At 27.0% G+C, this 20006-nt stretch carries 19 protein-coding genes and 1 pseudogene; 18 read left to right on the forward strand and 2 right to left on the reverse strand.

The window, feature by feature from the left end; translation table 11 throughout:
* The 13 genes and pseudogenes from MBORA_RS11005 to MBORA_RS08995 form a co-directional block, all read left to right on the forward strand.
* A pseudogene (locus MBORA_RS11005) lies at nt 1–348 on the forward strand (hypothetical protein); the annotation flags it as partial.
* Between the two features lie 114 nt (nt 349–462).
* Entirely contained in the window at nt 463–3567 is a 3105-nt protein-coding gene (locus tag MBORA_RS08940; RefSeq protein ID WP_157944490.1) for a C1 family peptidase, read from the forward strand.
* A gap of 16 nt (nt 3568–3583) precedes the next feature.
* The gene (locus tag MBORA_RS08945) at nt 3584–5257 is read left to right on the forward strand and encodes a right-handed parallel beta-helix repeat-containing protein (RefSeq protein WP_156482718.1); all 1674 of its coding nucleotides are present in this window, start codon (nt 3584–3586) and stop codon (nt 5255–5257) included.
* Between the two features lie 95 nt (nt 5258–5352).
* Nucleotides 5353–5946, forward strand: coding sequence for a DUF366 family protein (locus tag MBORA_RS08950; RefSeq protein WP_042691797.1), 594 nt, complete (start codon nt 5353–5355; stop codon nt 5944–5946).
* The gene (locus tag MBORA_RS08955) at nt 5943–6458 is read left to right on the forward strand and encodes a 6-pyruvoyl trahydropterin synthase family protein (protein ID WP_042691794.1); all 516 of its coding nucleotides are present in this window, start codon (nt 5943–5945) and stop codon (nt 6456–6458) included. The genes MBORA_RS08950 and MBORA_RS08955 overlap by 4 nt, the downstream gene beginning before the upstream one ends.
* Entirely contained in the window at nt 6458–7156 is a 699-nt protein-coding gene (locus MBORA_RS08960) for a 7-carboxy-7-deazaguanine synthase QueE (protein ID WP_042691792.1), read from the forward strand. The genes MBORA_RS08955 and MBORA_RS08960 overlap by 1 nt, the downstream gene beginning before the upstream one ends.
* Before the next feature lie 62 nt (nt 7157–7218).
* Complete coding sequence (locus MBORA_RS08965; protein WP_042691791.1) at nt 7219–8160, forward strand: CBS domain-containing protein; 942 nt, start codon at nt 7219–7221, stop codon at nt 8158–8160.
* Nucleotides 8161–8183: 23 nt separating this feature from the next.
* Entirely contained in the window at nt 8184–8984 is an 801-nt protein-coding gene (locus MBORA_RS08970) for a CBS domain-containing protein (protein WP_042691787.1), read from the forward strand.
* Between the two features lie 52 nt (nt 8985–9036).
* On the forward strand, nt 9037–9843 hold the full coding sequence (pheA, locus tag MBORA_RS08975; protein WP_042691785.1) for a prephenate dehydratase: 807 nt from the start codon (nt 9037–9039) through the stop codon (nt 9841–9843).
* 61 nt (nt 9844–9904) lie between these two features.
* Nucleotides 9905–10615, forward strand: a complete 711-nt coding sequence (locus MBORA_RS08980) for a hypothetical protein (RefSeq protein WP_063720568.1) — start codon at nt 9905–9907, stop codon at nt 10613–10615.
* Between the two features lie 16 nt (nt 10616–10631).
* Nucleotides 10632–11180 (forward strand): PsbP-related protein, encoded by a 549-nt coding sequence (locus tag MBORA_RS08985; RefSeq protein ID WP_042691782.1) that lies wholly within the window; start codon nt 10632–10634, stop codon nt 11178–11180.
* 26 nt (nt 11181–11206) lie between these two features.
* Nucleotides 11207–11716 (forward strand): flavoprotein, encoded by a 510-nt coding sequence (locus tag MBORA_RS08990; protein ID WP_042691779.1) that lies wholly within the window; start codon nt 11207–11209, stop codon nt 11714–11716.
* A 31-nt stretch (nt 11717–11747) separates the two neighbouring features.
* Complete coding sequence (locus MBORA_RS08995) at nt 11748–12365, forward strand: phosphopantothenoylcysteine decarboxylase (RefSeq protein ID WP_042692157.1); 618 nt, start codon at nt 11748–11750, stop codon at nt 12363–12365.
* 616 nt (nt 12366–12981) lie between these two features.
* On the opposite strand, the gene MBORA_RS09000 is transcribed toward MBORA_RS08995, so the two are convergent.
* A complete protein-coding gene (locus MBORA_RS09000; protein ID WP_042691777.1) occupies nt 12982–13623 on the reverse strand; it encodes a fibrillarin-like rRNA/tRNA 2'-O-methyltransferase in 642 nt (213 codons plus the stop codon).
* Nucleotides 13624–13626: 3 nt separating this feature from the next.
* Nucleotides 13627–14778 (reverse strand): NOP5/NOP56 family protein, encoded by a 1152-nt coding sequence (locus MBORA_RS09005; RefSeq protein ID WP_063720569.1) that lies wholly within the window; start codon nt 14776–14778, stop codon nt 13627–13629.
* Nucleotides 14779–14872: 94 nt separating this feature from the next.
* Between MBORA_RS09005 and MBORA_RS09010 the strand changes: the two genes are divergently transcribed.
* From MBORA_RS09010 to MBORA_RS09030, 5 genes are read left to right on the forward strand one after another with little or no spacing between them, the layout of a single operon-like run.
* Nucleotides 14873–15418: a coiled-coil domain-containing protein gene (locus MBORA_RS09010; protein ID WP_042691774.1), complete on the forward strand. Its 546-nt coding sequence runs from the start codon at nt 14873–14875 to the stop codon at nt 15416–15418.
* 36 nt (nt 15419–15454) lie between these two features.
* A complete protein-coding gene (locus MBORA_RS09015; RefSeq protein ID WP_042691771.1) occupies nt 15455–16366 on the forward strand; it encodes a dihydroorotate dehydrogenase in 912 nt (303 codons plus the stop codon).
* A gap of 2 nt (nt 16367–16368) precedes the next feature.
* On the forward strand, nt 16369–17169 hold the full coding sequence (locus MBORA_RS09020; protein ID WP_042691769.1) for a dihydroorotate dehydrogenase electron transfer subunit: 801 nt from the start codon (nt 16369–16371) through the stop codon (nt 17167–17169).
* Nucleotides 17170–17184: 15 nt separating this feature from the next.
* Complete coding sequence (locus MBORA_RS09025) at nt 17185–18204, forward strand: AI-2E family transporter (RefSeq protein ID WP_042691766.1); 1020 nt, start codon at nt 17185–17187, stop codon at nt 18202–18204.
* Between the two features lies 1 nt (nt 18205).
* Complete coding sequence (locus tag MBORA_RS09030) at nt 18206–19996, forward strand: DNA-directed DNA polymerase (RefSeq protein WP_063720570.1); 1791 nt, start codon at nt 18206–18208, stop codon at nt 19994–19996.
* Nucleotides 19997–20006 lie beyond the last annotated feature (10 nt).

Raw genomic sequence — 20006 nt, forward strand, 5'->3', positions numbered from 1 at the left:
GAAGAAGAAATAGAAATAATACACAACTATAAACAACTATTTTTCAATATTATCAACGCAAAATCAATAAATGAAGCACAAGAAAAAAGAAATCAACTATTTTATTTAGAATCCAACATTCCACAAGTTATTCAAGATTTAGCTTCAAAATTAATAATCCCAGAATTCAAAAAAATCACAAATCACCTGAATGATTCAAAAATACCAATAACATCAAATAAAATAGAAAACTGCTTCCTAAAAAACTTCCCCAAACATATCAAAAAATTATTCAAATCGAAAAAAGGAATTTTAAAAAGATTTGACTTAAAACTAATGTATTGGAACAAAGACAACACGATTTTCTAAAAATCACTCAAGTTTTTGAAAGTGTCGAAATGCTTAATGTACCATAACTTTATATATCACTTATTTTATTAATGAAAATTATTAAATATTATTTTATATTTTGAACTAATATTCATGATTTCAGGAGAGAATGATATAATGGATTTGAATGTTTCATTAATAAAAACGAAGGGTATATTAATTATTATTTTATTTATTCTTATTTTAGGTGTTAATGTTATTTCTGCAACTGATTGTAATATCGATTTGAATGATTTGGGTGATGTTGGTGATTTGAATGATTTGGGTGATGTTGGTGATTTGAATGATTCGGGTGATGTTGGTGATTTTGATTATAATGTTAGCTTTTTTTATGATAATCTAAAAGAAGATGGATCAAATTATTCTTCTTTTTTACTTTATCTTATAGATTGTGGTTTTTATTTGGATGTTAATAATTCTAATTTTGAAAATAATGATTTTTTATTGATTTCTAGTAAAAATCACACATTTAAATTATATTCGGGTGAAAATTATACAGTTCCTATTGGTGGAATATACTATGTTTCATTTGAAAATAGAGTAGATTATTATTTGGGTGGAATATGTTATCCAGATGTGATTTATATGGTTAATGGAACTTATTATCTTGATGAAGATTATTTAAGTTGGTTAAAATATAATCAAGGACTAAATGCAAGTAATTTTGGTTCAGTAGTTTTGAATTTTACTAATAAAAATATTCTTTTAAATGATGTTTTTGAAGAGGATTATAATAATTTTATCAATTTAAATTCTTATTCTTCTGGAACATCAATTTATTTTCCTCATGAGTTAATTAATATAAATTACAGTAATTTACCCATATATTATAATTTAGATGATTATGGATGGATTAGTCCCATTAAAAAACAAATTTATGGCGATTGTTGGTCTTTTGCAGTTATTTCTGCTTTAGAATCTTTTTTACTTAAATCTGAAAATATTTCTTATAATTTTTCTAATGATTTTTCTGAAAATCATCTTAAAAATGTGATGAGTTCAAGAGGAATAAATGGATCTAGTAAATTTGAGGGAGGTAATTTATTTTTAGCTTTAGCTTATTTACTTCGTTGGAGTGGGCCTATAAATGAGATTAATGATCCTTATAATGGTACAAACTATTCTTATGAATATTTTTCACCTCTAAAACATGTTCAAGATGTATTGTTTATTTCATCACGTTATAATTCTTCAGATAATAATCATATTAAAGAAGCTATTTTAAAGCATGGTGCTGTAGCAACTAATATGATATTGGATTCAAATTATGTTGAAGGTAATACTTATTATTTTCCTTGGGAAGAAATATTCCATAAATCTACTTCTGAAGTTAAAAATATGATTTCTAACATGGTGAGTGGTCATTCTGTTGTTATCGTGGGTTGGGATGATAGTTATTCTGCAAATGCATTTAAAAGAACTTTAAAATTTTTTGAAGATGGTGAGGGTATATGTTGGAATAACATATCTTTTGTTCCAAAAAATAATGGAGCATTTATTATTAAAGATAGTGCAACTGGAAAGTTGTTATATGTTTCTTATGAAGATCCTTCATTAGGTTGGTTTGGTTCATTTGGAGGAATTGGTTCTTTTGTTTTTACTAATGTTGAAAATGTAACTAATTATAAATCTATTTATCAATCTGATAATTTAGGAATCCTTGCTTATAAAAATTTTACTAATACTTCTATAGTTTTATCTAACATGTTTATTTCAGAGTCTAATGAAACAATCGTAGCTATTGGATTTTATGCATTACAAAATACTAATTGCACAATTAAAATTATAGTAAATAATTTATGTAGATTTAGTAAAGTATATACTGATATTTGTGCAGGGTATCATACATTTGATTTAGATAAAAATGATTATATTAATTTAACACAAAATGATACTTTTCAAATTAGAATAATTCTGAATAATAATAATTATTTAGTTCCATTTTCTTCTTTACAATCTTCTAATCTTTCTTATATCTGTTTAAATAATACTTGGTATTTTTGCCCTAAATTGTGTATTAAAGCATATACTGGTTTTAGTTCTGATGTTGGTATGAGTAGTATTAGTTCTAGTGATATTTCTATGGTTTATGGTGATAATAAAAGTTTGGTTGCTGTTTTAAAGGATGGTAGTGGTAATGTTATTGTGGGTAAGCAAGTTATTTTAACTATTCTTGATAAAATTAATAGCAGTAGAGTTTTAGGTAAGTATTCTTTAGTCAGTGATTTTAATGGCAAAGTTATTTGGAAGATAAATCTTAACATTGGAAATTATCGGGGGATTTTTTCTTTTGGTGGTGATGATAATTTTACAGGTTCGGATAAAGTTGTGTGGATTACAATTAATAAACAATCTTCTTCAATAAGTAGTAATTACTGGTGTTATTATGGTGATAATTTAATAATTACTATTAAATCAGGCATTAAATTTTTAAGTGGTAAAAAAATTTCTATTAATATTAATGGTAAAAATTATTATAAAATGACTGATAATAATGGTAAAGCTATTTTAAATATAAAACTAAAAAATAATAAATATCCTGTTACTATTAGCTTTGCTGGAGACTCTATTTATAAATCTTCAAGTAAGAAATTAACTTTCACTGTTTGTAATGCTCCTGCCAAGTTGAGTTTAAATGCTTATAGTTCTCCATATAAATCAGGGAAAACATTTAATATTAAAGTATTTAATACTAAAACAAATAAAATAATTGTGGGTATTAACTTGAAAATAAAAGTGTATACCTCTTCTAATTACAAAATTTATACAGTCACTACGGGGAAAGATGGTGTTGCTAAGTTTGGTGCTTCCAGTTTGAGTATTGGTTTACATAATATTCATGTTTATTCTGGAGATCAATATGTGAAATTTAATAAAGTTAAAAGCACTATTAAAATTTCTAAAGCAAATACTATTGTTAGTGCTCCGAAAGTAATTAATGTTTATAAAGTTAAAAGTTATTTTAAAGTAACTGTTAAACATAAAAGTAGTTGTAAAATAATTAGCAATCTTAAAATTTGTATTAAGGTTTACACTGGAAGTAAATATAAAACTTATACTATAACTACTAACAATAAAGGAATGGCTTATTTAAACACTGCAATGTTTTCTGTTGGCACTCATAAAGTAACAATTAGTTCGTTAGATGATCATTATTCTGTTAGTGGTTACAGTTCAATTGTTATTAAGAAAAAATAATTTTATGGTGATTAGATTGAAATATAAAATTTTAATTATTACATTAATTTTTGTAGCATTATTGAGTCTGAGTAATGTATGTGCAGTTGATGTTAATTTAAGTGAAGATGATGTAGTTTTAAATGATACTCATTATAAAAATATTAATTTAGATAATTCTGATGAGTATTGTAATAGTAATGTGAAAGAGGTATTTGGAAAAAATAATAATAGTCAAAATAGTTTTTCGGATGTTCAAAAGCTCATTGATGATTCAGAAGAAAATGATACTATACAACTTAATGGAACTTATTATGGTCAGGGTAATTTAATAATTGTTAATAAGTCTCTTGTTATTGAAGGAAGAGGTGATGGAGCTATTTTAGATGCACAAATGTTATCTGGAATATTTTATATCTCTTCGAACAATGTTATATTGAAGAACTTAAAAATAATAAATGCTAAAGCACCATATAATTTTACAAATTTGAACAATTATGAGTTAATATCTAATGGAGCTGCTATTTATTGGGTTGGTGCTAATGGTACTCTGATAAATTCTTCATTTTCAGGTAACCATGGTTATGGGGATGGAGGAATTGTTGCATGGGAGGGGCATAATGGAAAAATATTTAACACATCTTTTAAAGATAACCCTCCTTCTTTTAAATATGAATTTATAATAGGAGGTTCTAATCCTAGTTGTAGATTCATTGGGGGTGTTGTCAATGGTTTTTATGATGGGGATTTAATTGGAAATAGTTTTTTAAAAAATGTTTCAGTTAATGCTCGTCGTGTTTTAACTGTTAATATGCCGGTTTTATATAATGGTGAACTGATTATTAAGTTAACTGATGAAGAAGGATTACCTTTTGTTAATGATATTTTTAAAGTACATATTTATAATAAAAATTATAATTTGTATTTGGAAAGCATTATTGATGAAAACGGATTTGCAAGGGTTTCTTTACCTTTTAATTTAAGTGTTGGAAATTATAATATTAAATATTATCTTAAACAGATATTGGATTCATATATTAAAAAAAGTGATTATTACCATATTAATGAGAGTGGTAAACTTTGTTATGATTTTAATAGTATTTTAATTAACCAATCTTCTTTATCGGTTATTAAGCGTGATACTTCTTTGTTTTGTTATAATTTAAGAATTTTTTATAATTCAAATGAGCATTTATATGTTAAATTAGTAGATAATAATGGAGTAGCTATTAAAGGAGTTAAGTTTTTGTTTAAAATTTATTTATCTAAAAATAAGTTTAAAAATTATTATGTAACTACAAATTCTAAAGGGATGGCTATTTTAAAACATAATTTTAATCAGGGCCATTATTCAATTGTTATCAATGCTATAAATGGAAATTATAAGATTAAATCTCTAAAATCAAAATTTAAGATTTATAAAACACCTTTAACTATTAAAGCACCAAAAATAGTTGCTAAATATAAGAAATCAAAAAAATTTACTATTAAATTAATTAATAAAAAAGCTAAAAAAATAGTAAAAAATATTAAGATTAAAGTTAAGATTTCTATTGGTAAGAAATACAAAACACGCACTCTTAAAACAAACAATAAAGGATTAGCTTATTTAAATACTAAAAATTTTAAAAGAGGTGTTCATAAAGTATTCATTTCTCCTAAAAATACTAATTACTATGGTAAATTTATTAGTAAAATTATTATTAAATGATGTGATGTAATTGAAGTTTTTTAATAAAATTCTCCTAAATTTTATTTTAGTAATGTTGCAAATTTTTATATAAAAACATAATCTAAAATTAACTTATGAGTATTATTCATAAACACATCAATGAAATTTTTGAGTATGATGGAAGCCAAATTAATCCTTCTTGGGCATTTAATCAGTTTGGTATTTATGGTTCATCTGTAATTACTTGGATTGGTCCAGTAAATATTACTCCCGATAATTTAAAAGATTTTGCAGATGTTGGTTTGGAAATTAAGTCTAATGCAATGGTTAATTTCATTTGTGAATTTTTTGATTGTCAACCAGCTAATATGAGAATAGCTTATCTTCGCCAAAGACTTCTTGTTATGATTTTTCGAGAGATTTTATTTGAAAATGGGATTGTAACTAAACGAGAAGGCGACGATATATTCTTTGATAATAGGAAATTAAGTATTTCAATAGCTAGTGTTTCTTTAAGCTCTGCTAAAATACATTTTGCATTTAATTTAGAGGATTTAGGAACTCCTGATGATGTAGAAACTATTGGCTTATTTGATATTAAAGTTGATGGCAATCAGGTATTTAATGAAGATAATTTATTAGATTTAATTAATAAAGTAGTTAGTAAATTCATTTGTGAAATTGCAACTATTGAAAAAGATATAAGTAAGACTAAGGTGTTAGAATGAAAATTTTAATTAATGGTATACAATCTAATTTAAGGTTCTCCTCAGCCCATATAATTCCAGGTCATGAATCATGTGGATTTATTCATGGTCATTCTTATTTTGTAGATGTTGAAATTGAAGGAGAAAGGCAAGGGGATTTTGAATTCGTGGTCGATTTTAAAGATATAAAATCCTATACAAGAGCAATTTGTGATGAACTTGATCATAGACTATTAATTCCAATTTACAATAATTTAATTTATATTAAAGATTTTGATAAGAAAAAGGATTCAATTTTCACTTTAAAGAAATTAAAAACATTTTCTTTTAAGATTAACAAAAAGGGTTACTCTCTTCCATCTCAGGACTGTGTTTTTTTACCGCTTCCTTACACATCTGCTGAGGAATTAGCTAAATTTTTTGCAGAAACATTAGCTAAAAAGCTATCTGAGGATTATAAAAATTTAGAATATGTTTCAGTTTGTGTTAATGAAGGAATTGGTCAGGGAGCTCTTTATAGGAAAGATTTATAATGAAAGTCCCTATTATTGAAATTTTTTCAAGTTTTCAAGGTGAAGGTCCATTAATTGGCCAGAGACAAATATTTGTGAGATTTGCAGGTTGTAATTTAAATTGTAGTTATTGCGATACTCAAGATAGTAAATCTAAAAATGCAGGTACATTAATGAGTGTTCGTGAGGTTGTATCTAAAATTAATGAAATTTTGACACCGGATTGTGCTACAATTTCATTCACTGGTGGTGAGCCAAGTTTATATCCTGATTTTATCAGCGAAGTTTCTAAAAATTTTAATTTAAAAATAATGCTTGAAACTAATGGAACTTTACCAAATAATATTGACTTAATTGAACAATTAGATATTGTTTCACTTGATATTAAGCTAAATGAACATTTTGATGAAGAATTCGATAAAAATATTTTTATTAATGAAATCAAATCACTAAATTTATTAATATCAAAATCCATAAGTGTATATTGTAAAGTAGTTATATTGCCTTCAACTAAAATTAAGTCAATTCGTGAGGTAATCGAAAAATTATCCGAAAATGTTTTAAACAAAAGTAATATTCAAATAATTATCCAACCGTCTAGTCCATTAAGTGATTGGAAAGGTCTTAATTTTAAATTATTTGAGTTTTCCGAGATTGTTGGGCAATATTTTGAAGTTTCCACCATTCCTCAGATTCATAAAATTTTAAATATTGAATAGGGGACTTTTGTTTTTTTGATTTGATTTTTTCGGGCATATAGATACTATTTAGAGGTATGAAAATGAAAGACAAAACATCCATTAACGTGAGAAAATCTATGAATAGAGGCTCAGTTGAACATGAAACAAAAGTTCATGATAGGCAAGGAGATATAATGGCTATTGCATCTAAAGATGTTGTATCTATTCCTCCTACTAAAAGTATCAAGGATACTGCTGAAGTTATGATGGAACATAAATTTAGAAGGCTACCAGTTACAGATCCAGGTTCTGGAAAGGTATTAGGTATCATTACAGTAATGGATATATTAGACTTCTTAGGTGGAGGGAGTAAATTTAACATTATTGAAAATAAATATGAGGATAACTTTTTAGCCGCTATTAATGAACCAGTTAGAGAAATAATGACTCGTGATGTTATTTCACTTTCTAACAAGGCTTCTATTGATGAGACTATTAATGTTATGTTATCAGATCGTGTAGGAGCTATTCCTATTGTTGATGGAGATGGAAAACTCGTAGGTATCGTAACTGAAAGAGATATTGCATTATCCTTAGCTGGAGTTCTTACAGAGGCTATTGCTCAAGATTACATGGCTACAAAAGTATTCACAACTACTCCAGGAACACCTATTGAAAGTGCGTCTAAAATAATGTTTAGAAATGGTTTAAGAAGGATTCCTATTGTTGGTGGTGAAGCAGACATATCTAAAGCTCCTAAAAAATTATTAGGTATAGTAACTTCTACAGACATTATCAGATTTTTCAATGCTAAAGATTTATTTGATAATTTAAGTTCTAATGCAGCTAGTGAAGTTTTAAATCATAAAGTTTCTGAAATTATGGTTGAAGATGTGGTCACTATTGGGCCTATGGAAAGAATTGGTGATTTATGCGAAATTTTCTCTGAAAAGAACATTGGTGGTGTACCAGTAATTAAAGATGATGAAGTTATAGGTATTATAACTGAAAGAGATGTTTTAAGGGCAGTTAAAAAATTATAATCATTAATCTATGGAGTGATGATATGCAAATTAAAAATTTAATGTCTGAAGAGCTAATTACAATCGATAAAGATCAAAGCCTCTCGGATGCTTTAAAATTACTACGTAAAAACAATATTTCACGTTTGCCAGTATTGAATAATAAAGAATTAGTTGGTATTATTTCAGAAAGGGATATTGCAAATAAACTTGGATCATCAAAATATGAAAACATTCCTGCTTCAAGACTTCATGTTTCATCTGTGATGGTAAAAGATTTAATAACCGTTCCAGAAACTATGAGATTAGGTGATGTGGCAAGTTTAATGATAGAAAATAGTATTGGTTCAGTTCCGGTAATTTGCGAAGATAAAATGAGGGGCATTGTTTCAAAAGCTGATATAATCACCCTTGCAGACGGAATTGCATTCAATAAAATTTCTGTTAAAGAAATAATGACTAAAGATATTATTTCTGTATCTTCAACTGAAAGATTAGTTCATGCAAGACGACAAATATTAGAATCTAATGTTGGTAGATTGCCTGTTGTTGATGATGGCGAATTAGTAGGTATTATTACTTCAAAAGATTTGATGAGGGTTTATATTAATTTTAAGAAAAATGTCCCTGAAAAATATCAAAAAGCTCAAATCAAAGAAATTCTTGTTGAAGATATCATGTCTAAAAATGCTAAATTTGTTACAAAAGACATGTCTATTTCAGAAGTAACTCGAATAATGGTTGAAACAGGTTATAATGGCTTACCAGTTGTTGAAAACAATGAAGTTGTGGGTATAATTACACAAACTGATATTGTAAGACTAATTGGAAGATTAGAATCTTAAATTATGTATAGCTATTGCTATACTTTCTTTTTTATTTTTTGGAGGGATTTAAATAAGTTTAATATCATTTTTAGGTCCTAAAGGAACATTTACACATGAAGCTGCCAGTATTTTAGGAAATAACTTAATTTCATATTGTACTATTCCAGCAGTTTTAGAAAGTGTTGATAATGGAGAGTCTTTATTAGGTGTTGTTCCTATTGAAAATTCAATTGAGGGGCCTGTTGGAATTACTTTAGATTCATTAGCTAATAAATTTGATTTAAAAATTTTTAAAGAGATTATACTTCCTATTAATCAAAATTTAATTGTAAATCCAAAAACAAGAATTGAAGATATCAGAGATGTTTATTCTCATTCACAAGCATTAGCACAATGTCAAGAATTTATAAACAATCATGATATGAAATCTCACTATGCAGTTAGTACAGCTAGTGCAGTAAAGAGCATAATTGGGGATAATACTAAAGCAGCTATTGGTAATGCAAAATCTGCAGAATTATATGATTTAAAAATTCTTAAAGATAATATTCAAGATAATGATAATAATGAAACTCGCTTTGTTGTTGTTTCAAAGGAGGATTGTGAACCCTCAAAAATAAACAAGACTTCTATTATTTTTTCAATTTATGAAGATCAACCAGGTTCTTTATATAAAATTTTAGGTGTTTTTGAAAAAGAAAATATTAACTTGACTAAGATTGAATCAAGGCCTTCTAAAGAAGGTTTAGGTAAATATTTGTTTTTTGTTGATTTTTATGGTCATAGAAAAGATGATGTAATTAGAAAAATTTTAAATGAAATTGATGAACAAACATATTTTTTAAAGGTTCTAGGTTCTTATCCTGAATTTAGGTAAACTATATAATTAACATTTATATAAAATTAATATTATTATAAAAATTTCGGGGAGGGTAGGTATGCCAAGTGATAGAGATAAACTTCTTGCAATTATGAGTAGTTTAGAATCTGATTATAAAAGTGGTAGAATTTCTGCAGAAAAATATAGTTATTTTCGTTCAAAATATGAAGATAAACTAAATACAATTGATGCAAGAGAAGCTACTAATAGAATTAGATCTATGCAAGGCAAAAAATCTAATAAAGCTCATAAAATAAATAAAAAACCTACCAGAGATAGAAGAAAAGAAGAAGAAGATTTAGTTCAAAAATATATCATCAATCCTAAAAAAGGCGATGAAACATTTAAAAAGAAAAAAACTGGTGTTGAAAGCAATACGTTTAAGTTAATTTTACTATTAATATTGGTAATAGCATTTACTGCTGGTGTTGCTTATGGAATATTTAATTTTGATTATGAAACAGTATCAGAAACTTCTGCCGTAGCTATAGTGCATGATACAGCATTCCCTGAAATTCAAGCTGTTGTACCAAATGAAACTAATGCTACTTATACAAATACTTCATCTGAAGAAAATATTGATAATGCAGATGATGCTTCTGATACGGGGTCAACTGATAATCCTTCATCATATGTGCCTCAGGATAATAATGGAGGAGGTTCTTCTGATGGGGGAAGTAGTTCTTCTGATAATAATGGAGGGGGCTCTTCTGATGGAGGTTCCTCTGATGGTGGGGGAACTATTGATAATGGAAATAGTGGAGAATGATTTCTAAGGTGATATTATGAAAAGTAAAGTTTTTAGTGTTAGTATAATAATTATCGCTATTATTCTACTTCTAAGTTGTATCATAGTTAATGTTAGTGCAGATACTCAAGATAATGCAACTAAAATGTTAACTTTATCAAAAGGGGGTATTATAATGAATTATCCTTCTGATTGGGGTTATTCTCAAGCAAGTTCTAATGATTCTGTCATGGCAATTTCTAAATTGGATTCCATTGACTCTGCGGGAATTGGACAAGTTAATATTAATGTAGAGAAAAGAGCAATTAGTGAAAATTTAAGTTCTTATCTTGAAAATACATATAAATCTATGGAGTATGATTCTTCATTTGAGTTAATTTCATCTGGTGAGGTTGCTATTGGAACTAATACTGCTTATGAATATATTTATACTTCTACAGATAATGGAGTAATTAGGGAACATAAAGCTGTTTGGTTTGATAAGAATGGTCAAGCATGTGTTTTATTATATAGTGCTCCACTTGATCAATTTGAAGCAAATTTATATGTCTTTGATTATATTGTAAAAGATATTCAATTTGCTTAATTTTTCTTTTTTAATGAGGTTATTAAATGATTATTTTATGTGTCACTGGCAGTATAGCTGCTACTCAAGCAATTAGATTAGCAAGAGATTTTAAAAGAAATGGTGTTGAAATTAAATGTTTTATGAGTGATGCTGCTTGTGAAATTATTCATCCAAATGCAATGGAATTTGCAACTGGTAGTGAAGTTGTAACTAAGTTGACAGGTAAAATTGAACATGTTAAATACTCTCAAGAGGATTTGATATTAGTTGCACCAGCTACCGCAAATACAATAAGTAAATTTGCACATAAAATAGCTGATGATCCTATTTCTACACTTTTAATAACTGCATATGGGCATAATACTCCCATTTTATTTGTTCCATCCATGCATGATTCAATGTTATCTGCGATTAAAGAAAATATTGATAAAATTAAAGAAGAGGGGTCTGCTGAATTTATGGAACCTAGAATGGATGAAGGTAAAGCTAAATTCCCTTTCCAAGAAGATATTATTTTAGAATCTTTAAGATTAATTAACTTAAATAATGAATGACATGATTAAAGGTAAAAAGATTTTAATAAGTATGGGTGGAACTTATGAACCTATTGATTCTGTTAGGGGGATTACTAATAAATCATCTGGAAAAATGGGTTTAGCTCTTGCAAAAGAAGCATATATTCGAGGTGCTGATGTAACTTTAGTAGTAGCTAATGTTAGTGTCCATATTTCTTACTTATTTGATGTTATTAATGTTGAAACAAGTATGGAGATGAATAATACTATTTTGTCTTTGGTTGAGGATTATGATATTTTCATATCTACTGCTGCTGTTTCTGATTTTGAATTTATAGATAAATTCGATAAAAAATTAGATTCTTCAAGTTCTCTATTTCTTAATTTAAAACCAACAACAAAAATCATTCGCCAAATTAAAAGAATCAATCCAGATATTTTTCTTGTTGGATTTAAAGCCGAATTTAATATTTCAAGAGATGATTTAATTTGTTGTGCTAAAAAACAAATTAACAATGCTGGAACAGATTTAGTTGTTGCTAATGATATTTCTCAGGATAGTTGTCATTTTGGATCTGACGATAATGAAGTTTTAATTGTTAGTGATGATATTTTAGAAATTCCACTTTCATCTAAAAAAAATATTGCAAAAGGAATTTTCGATGTGATTTCTCAAAAAATTGATTAATTATATACTAGTAATCTTTAAAACAATTTTTTTTATTCTTTTGATTTAATTATTTTATATTCAGATATTTTTATTTTAATTATTTTTTTCTAACATCACTATATTTTAGACCTATTTTTAATTATATTAATCTAATATTAATTAGGATATCTTCTTATTATATAATTTAGGTGTTACTAAATTAAACTGTCTGATTGCTATTTTAATATTTTTGATATTTTTTTGTTTAGAAATAATGTTTGATATTATATTTTCTAAGTATATTATTATCTGATAAATTCATTATAAAATTAGATTTATTAGGCTTAAATTAGTAATACTTTTTTGCTTTAAAGCAAGATTTTTAACCATCAAAAAAAATTCTTATTAAAATTAGTTATTTTATAAAAAAAGTTCATACCTTTAGGCATTAGTTAAATGGAGTGACTTTTCGAGTGAATTAACCTAAAGGTCTTTTTAATGAACTTATTTTTAATTTGCATTAGCATATATAATATTTTATTTTATAGTATAAAAAGCTATTGAAGTAATACTTTTTTATTATTTAATCCTATTTTATTAAATATTGTAATGGGTGTTTTTTCGTTAAAATATGTATGTAAATACTTGTTTTATTTTAAAAATTTTTTTCAACTAGAAATGCCATATGGTCTTTTTCGAAGGGTTCTAATTTTACTTTTTCAATAATTTTAAATCCTTTCTCTTTCAATTTTTTTTCTTCTTGCTTGAATATCCTTTTTGGCTTTTGAACTACATCAATACTCCTAGATTTTATCACTAAAAACCCTAATCCACCATTTTTTGCAAATAAATTCATATTTTTCATAAAAAGCTCACTTTGTTTTGATTGTGCAACATCGCAATATACTAAATCAACTTTTTCAACAATATTCATGTATTCTTTTGGTTTTGTTGCATCACCTAAAATAGGAGCAATATTAAGTCGTCTATGTGATAGTTGAACTAATTTTTTTGCTGTAGTTGGTGAAAATTCAATGGCATATATTCTTCCATTAATTGCAATATCTGAAATGTGTGAAACAGTTGTTCCTGTTGAAGCACCAAGGTATAAAACTTTTGAAGTGTTAGTAATCTTTAAATTTTCTAATCCATTTAAAAGAGCAGCAGCTAATTTAGAACGTCTAGGATTCCATAATCTGTACTCTTCATTTTCTTTAATTAATTCTTCACCGTAAACCGATATTCCTGGAGTTAAATTTTTAGTAGCTATCTTTCCATCTTTAGAATAAACTTTCATGATTTATCTCCTTTTATTTTTCTTTTTGGATTTTTTCTTTCTAGTTTTGGATTTAGACCTTTCTTCTTTTCTTTTTTTAGTAGTTTTGGTTGGAAATGGATTATTTTTCTCAATTAGCTCTATATTTTCTAAAAAATCATCATAAACATTTTCATCGAATGTTTTTGTAAATACATCTCTCCTAACAGCCAATGAAATCTTACCTGCAAGCATTCTAGCTATTTTTCCACGATTCCACCATTTAGCTCCACGAACTTGTGGATGTTGGTAAATTAGCCCATATTTTGGAGGTCTGTCTCCACTTTTTAAGTGTCTAAATAATGCCTTTTCAGCACCCATTATCTGCACAGTACTTGAAGGATATGTTGCTAATCTTTTAAGCCCACCTGCATGTGAAATTAGTTTTGCACCAAGCGTAGATCCTACAAGAAGTTTTAAATTAGGTGCAATTGACTCCATTTTTTCACCAATATATTTTTCCATATTTTCACGACTTTTTTGAAGCCCATAAATCGAATTAGCATAATTATTCATTATTTCTAAATCCATTGGATTAATTTCTTCTTCAATATCAATAATTTCTTTAGGAAATGATTCTCTTTTAGCATTCACGATGTCTAATTTTGTTTTGTTTTCGGCGATTAATTTAATGTATGTTTCATTATTTCTAATAATTTCCATTTCAGGAAAGTATAATGAATACCATTCTCTAATTCTTTCATTCAATTTAGCTATTGCATTATCTACCTCATCAATGGAATTAATAGCTTGAATTAAGTGCTTGTCTTCAGATGCAGATTCTTTTTTAATTTTATAAATAGCTAACTGTTGATAAATTTTAACAACTTCTTTTTCATTAAGGCCAAATTTCTCATAATTTTCTCTTAAATAGTCTCCAGCCGGATTAGGTGTTTTGATTTTTAATTTTTCAAGATTATAGTCAGATGATTTTTTATTAGATTCAATAATGATTTCATCATAATCTGGGTATAATTCATCAATTATCTTTTTTTCTTCTAGAACAATCTCTTTTGAATCAATTTGAATTAAACGGTTAATTATTTCATCTTTAGGGAATAATTTTTCACAAATTAATTCATTTTTACTATTAAAGGCTAAAAACCCCTTAATACAATAAGTAATATAACATTCCATGTTTTTAAGATATTTTTTTTATTTTTAATAAATATTTTTATATAAATAATTGTTCTAATTTAATATTAGATTACATTAATTTGGATTTGTGAGTATGGCTAAGAAAAGTTTTAGAGATTTAAAAGATGAAATCAGTTTAAAAGATGGTGAAATTGATGAGTTAAATATTCAGTTAGCTCAAAAAAATGATGAGATAAATAAACTAAAACTTTATTCTACTAAATTGAAATATGAAAAGAAAAATTTAGAAGATAAATTAGATACAAAAATCGATCATGATAAAGCTAGAATCAAGGAACTTGATGATTTAGAGAAAAAAATTAAGGAAAAAGACCTTATTATTGAAGATAAACATGATCAAGTTAAATATTTAAGATCTTTAATTGATGATTATAAAGAACGAATTAAGCAAAATACTCAGAATTTAGAGATTCAACTTAGAAAAATTTCTAAAGCTTATGAAAGTTTGTTGTCTCAAAAAGACATGATTATTGAAAAGCAAGATGATAATATTAAAAACTTAATTAAATCCAAAGAAGAAATTATAAAATCTAATAAGACAAATGTAATTAGTTTAAAATTACAAAATGACAATTATAAACAAATCATTGAAAAATATGAGGAAAAGTTAAATAAATAATTAATGAAAATAAATATTATATTTAGGTAGATTTATATGTTAAATACAAATATTAGTGGGGTGGAATTTAGAAACCCTTTAATGTTGGCTGCAGGCATTATGGGGAGTAATGCTTCTTCTATGAATTGGATTTTAAAATCAGGTGCTGCAGGAGTTGTTTCTAAATCTTTTTCTTTAAATCCTCATCCAGGTTATGTAAATCCCACAACTGTTGGTGTTGAAGGAGGAATTATTAATGCCATTGGACTTTCTAATCCGGGAGTAGCTAATTTTAAAGAGGAACTACAAAAAATTGAAAGAGAAAATAATGTAGTTATTGCTTCAATTTATGGTGCAACTTCAGATGAATTTTCAAAAGTAGTTAGTGAAGTTCAAGATTATGTAGATATGATTGAATTAAATATTTCATGTCCTCATGCTATGGAGGGTTTTGGAGCTTCAATTGGTCAGGATTGTAATTTAAGTCATACTATAGTGTCTGCTTCAAAAGACGCTTCTGATGTTCCAATAATAGCTAAATTAACTCCAAATGTAACAGACATTGTTGAAATTGCTAAAACTTGTGAAGATGCAGGAGCTGATTGTTTATCATTAATTAATACATTAGGTCCTGGAATGAAAATTAATATTGATGTGGCTCGTCCAGTTTTATCAAATAAATTTGGAGGGATGAGTGGCCGTGCAATTAAACCAATAGCAATTAGTAAAGTTTATTCTGTATATGAAAATGTAGATATCCCTTTAATTGGAGTAGGTGGAGTATATACATTTGAAGATGTTGTTGAATTTATTTTTGCAGGTGCAAGAGCTGTTCAAATAGGTACAGCTATTATGGACGAAGGTGTTGATGTTTTCAATAAAATTAACCTCTCTTTAGAGAAATTTATGCGGGATAAAGGGTATTCTTCAATTTATGAGATGGTTGGACTTGCTCACAAGGAGTTGTAATCATGATAAGAGAACCTCAAATTGTTGAAATTAAAGAAATAATTGATGAAACACCAACAATTAAAACATTTTTATTTGATTGGAACATGGAAAAATTTGGAACTCCAAATCCTGGTGAATTTGTCATGGTTTGGAATTTTTCAAATGAAAAACCGATGTCAATATCTCAAATTAATAATAACGAATTAGCTATTAGTGTTAAAAATATTGGCAAGTTCACTTCACAACTTCACAACTTACAAATTGGAGATAAAATAGGTATTAGAGGTAGTTATGGTAATGCTTTTAATAATTCATTTGAAGGTAAAAATATTTTATTAATAGGTGGGGGAGTAGGAATGGCTCCAATTAATGCAATAGCTAGTGATTTGTTAGCTAAAGGAAATAATGTTTCAGTTGTTGTTGCAGCGATTAATAAAGAAGAGTTACTTTTTTATCAAAAACTTAAAAATGAAGGTGCTGATGTTCATGCTTGTACAGATGATGGAAGTTTTGGATTTAAAGGTTTTGCAACCGATTGTACTTTAGAATTACTTAAAAATAACTTCTATGATTATGCATTTGTATGTGGTCCAGAAATCATGATGAAAGGCATTTTTAATATTTTAGAAAATGATGGAATTAATGCACAGTATTCTCTTGAAAGATATATGAAGTGTGCAATAGGTCTATGTGGACAATGTTGTGTTGATGATGAAGGGTGGAGAATCTGTGTTGAAGGGCCAGTTTTTGATAATAATCAAATTAAACAGATTTCTGAATTTGGTAAATACAAAAGAGATGCTTCAGGTGTAAAATATTAAATTTAGGTTGATATGATGGGATTTAATTTAGAAAAGTTTTTAACTCCTCCAATATTATTGATTTTGTTTTTATTAGCAGTGTCTTTAATGATTATATTTCCTGTTTTAAATATGGTGATTTTAGGGGCAATTTTAGCTTATGGTATTAAACCGATAGCTACTAGAATTAATTCCAAAATTAAATTTCAATCTATTTCAATTATAATGGCCATGATTCTGGTTATTATTCCTTTAATATTGTTAATTGCATATATTGTATTTGTAATTTCAGGGTTTTTATCAAATTTTTTAGTTTCAAACCCTTATGGGGATATTGGAAATATTATTAATCAAATTGTAAGTTATTTACCAGCTAATGTTGATGCAAATAGCCTTGATTCCTCTATTAATTCTTCAATTGAAAGTATAGGTAGGTATGTTCTTAATTATATTGTAAGTTTAGCTAGTAAAGTTCCAAACATTTCTTTAGATCTATTTATTTTAGTATTTTCTGTTTATTATTTTGTAAAAGATGGGGATAATTGTTTAAATTTTGTTAGATCATTTGTTCCAGTTGATTCAAAAGATTTTTTTGATAAAACAATACAATCAGTAAAAGATGTTTTAAGAAGTATATTTTATGGACACTTTTTAACTTCATTAATAATTGGAATTTTTGGTTGTATAGGTTATTCACTCCTTGGATATCCTTATGGAATATTTTTAGGAGTAATTACAGGTATTTTACAATTAATTCCAGTACTTGGGCCATGGCCTATATATTGGGCATTAGCTATTAGTGATGTTGTTGGTGGGAATTACTTAAGAATTCCAATTGTACTAATATTTGGATTTTTCTTAAGTTTGGTAGATATGTACATTCGACCAGCATTATCTAGTCATTATGCTGATATTCATCCGTTGATTTTACTTGTTGGATTTTTATCGGGACCATTGGTATATGGTATAGTAGGATTTATTGTTGGACCATTAATTCTTGGAATAACATATGCAATTTTAGATAGCTATAGAAAAGAGAATTTTTCAGGGGATTAAGATGCAGAGAAATGTTGTAATTTTAGATATTGATTATGTTATTCATGAAGACAAACCTGTAATTCGATTATTTTCAAAAGAAAAGGATAAAAATATTGTATTAATTGATGATACTTTTGAACCTTATTTATATGTATTCTCAAAAGATTTAAAATCTTGTAAAAAAGAAATAGAAGAAAATATTGATGTTGTAAAAATAGAAGAGATTATTAAAAAAGATTTCCAAATAGAAAATACTATTCTAAAAGTAACTTTTAGAAATCCGCAAGATTTAGCTAGATCTAGAGATGATTTAAGAGATTTAGATTCTGTAATTCAGATTAGGGAATTTGATATTCCATTTTACAGAAGATATTTAATGGACAAAGATATTATTCCAATGACTGAAGTTTTAGCTATTGGAGAAAAAATTGATTCTTTTTTAAAATTAGATTCTTCAAAACAAGATTTGGAGATTATTAAATTAACAGAACCTTTAAAACGTATGGATGATTACCCTCTAAACTTTAGAATATTGAGTTTTGATTTAGAAGTTAGAAATCCTCATGGAATGCCAAATTCAAATGAGGATGAAATAATCATGATTGGATTAGCTAGTAATTTTGGAGTTAATCAGGTCATTTCAACCAAAACAAATTCTAGCTCTCGTGATGACTTTGTAAATCAAGTTGGATCTGAAAAAGAGATGATTGAAACATTTGTCAAAATTATAAAAGAAAATAATGTTGATATTATTGTGGGTTATAACTCAGATAACTTTGACTTCCCCTATATTAAAGACAGGGCGAAACTATTAGGTGTTGATTTGGACATTGGTATGGATGGTAGTGATGTTAAATTTATTAGACGAGGCTATGCAAATGCTGCTTCTCTTAAAGGATTAATTCATGTTGATTTATATTTAGTTATGAGAAGATACATGACTTTAGAGAGATATACTTTAGAAAGAGTTTATTATGAACTGTTTGGTGAAGAAAAAATTGATGTTCCTGGTGAGCGGATATGGGAATTTTGGGATAATGGAGGAGAAGAATTAGATAATTTATTTGATTATTCATTAGATGATGTTGTTTCAACTTTAAAAATAGCTGAACAAACTTTACCTCTTAATTTAGAGCTTACTCGTATTATTGGTCAACCTTTGTTTGATGTAAGTCGTATGGCAACTGGTCAACAAGCCGAATGGTTTTTAGTAAAACAGGCTTATTTTGATGAAGAAATTGTTCCAAATAAAACAGGTTCTAATTTTGCAGATAGGGCTTCAGCAGAGGATAATGAAGGAGGATATGTAAGAGAACCTGAAAAAGGATTACACGAAAATCTTGTTCAATTTGATTTTAGAAGTCTATATCCTAGTATTATTATTTCTAAAAATATATCTCCTGATGTTATGGTTTTAGGTGAGATTGAAAATAAAAATGAGTATAATATATCTCCAGAACATGGACTTAAGTTTAAAAAATCTCCCCAAGGGTTTATTCCATCAGTTATTGATAAAATATTACAAGAGCGTTTTAGAATTAAACGTGAAATGAAAGAGAGTAATGATGAAACTGAAAAAAAAGCATTAAATGTACAACAGCAAGCTATTAAAAGACTTGCTAACACTATGTATGGTATTTATGGTTTTCCACGTTTTAGATGGTATTCATTTGAATGTGCAAAAGCTATTACTTCTTGGGGAAGAGAATATATTAAATCATCAATAAAAAAAGCAGAAGAATACGGTTTTTATGCAATATATGCAGATACTGATGGTTTTTATGCTAAATATAAAAAAGAAAAAAATTAAGAGAAATTAA

The sequence above is a fragment of the Methanobrevibacter oralis genome, from assembly GCF_001639275.1.
In the GTDB taxonomy this organism is placed as follows: domain Archaea; phylum Methanobacteriota; class Methanobacteria; order Methanobacteriales; family Methanobacteriaceae; genus Methanocatella; species Methanocatella oralis.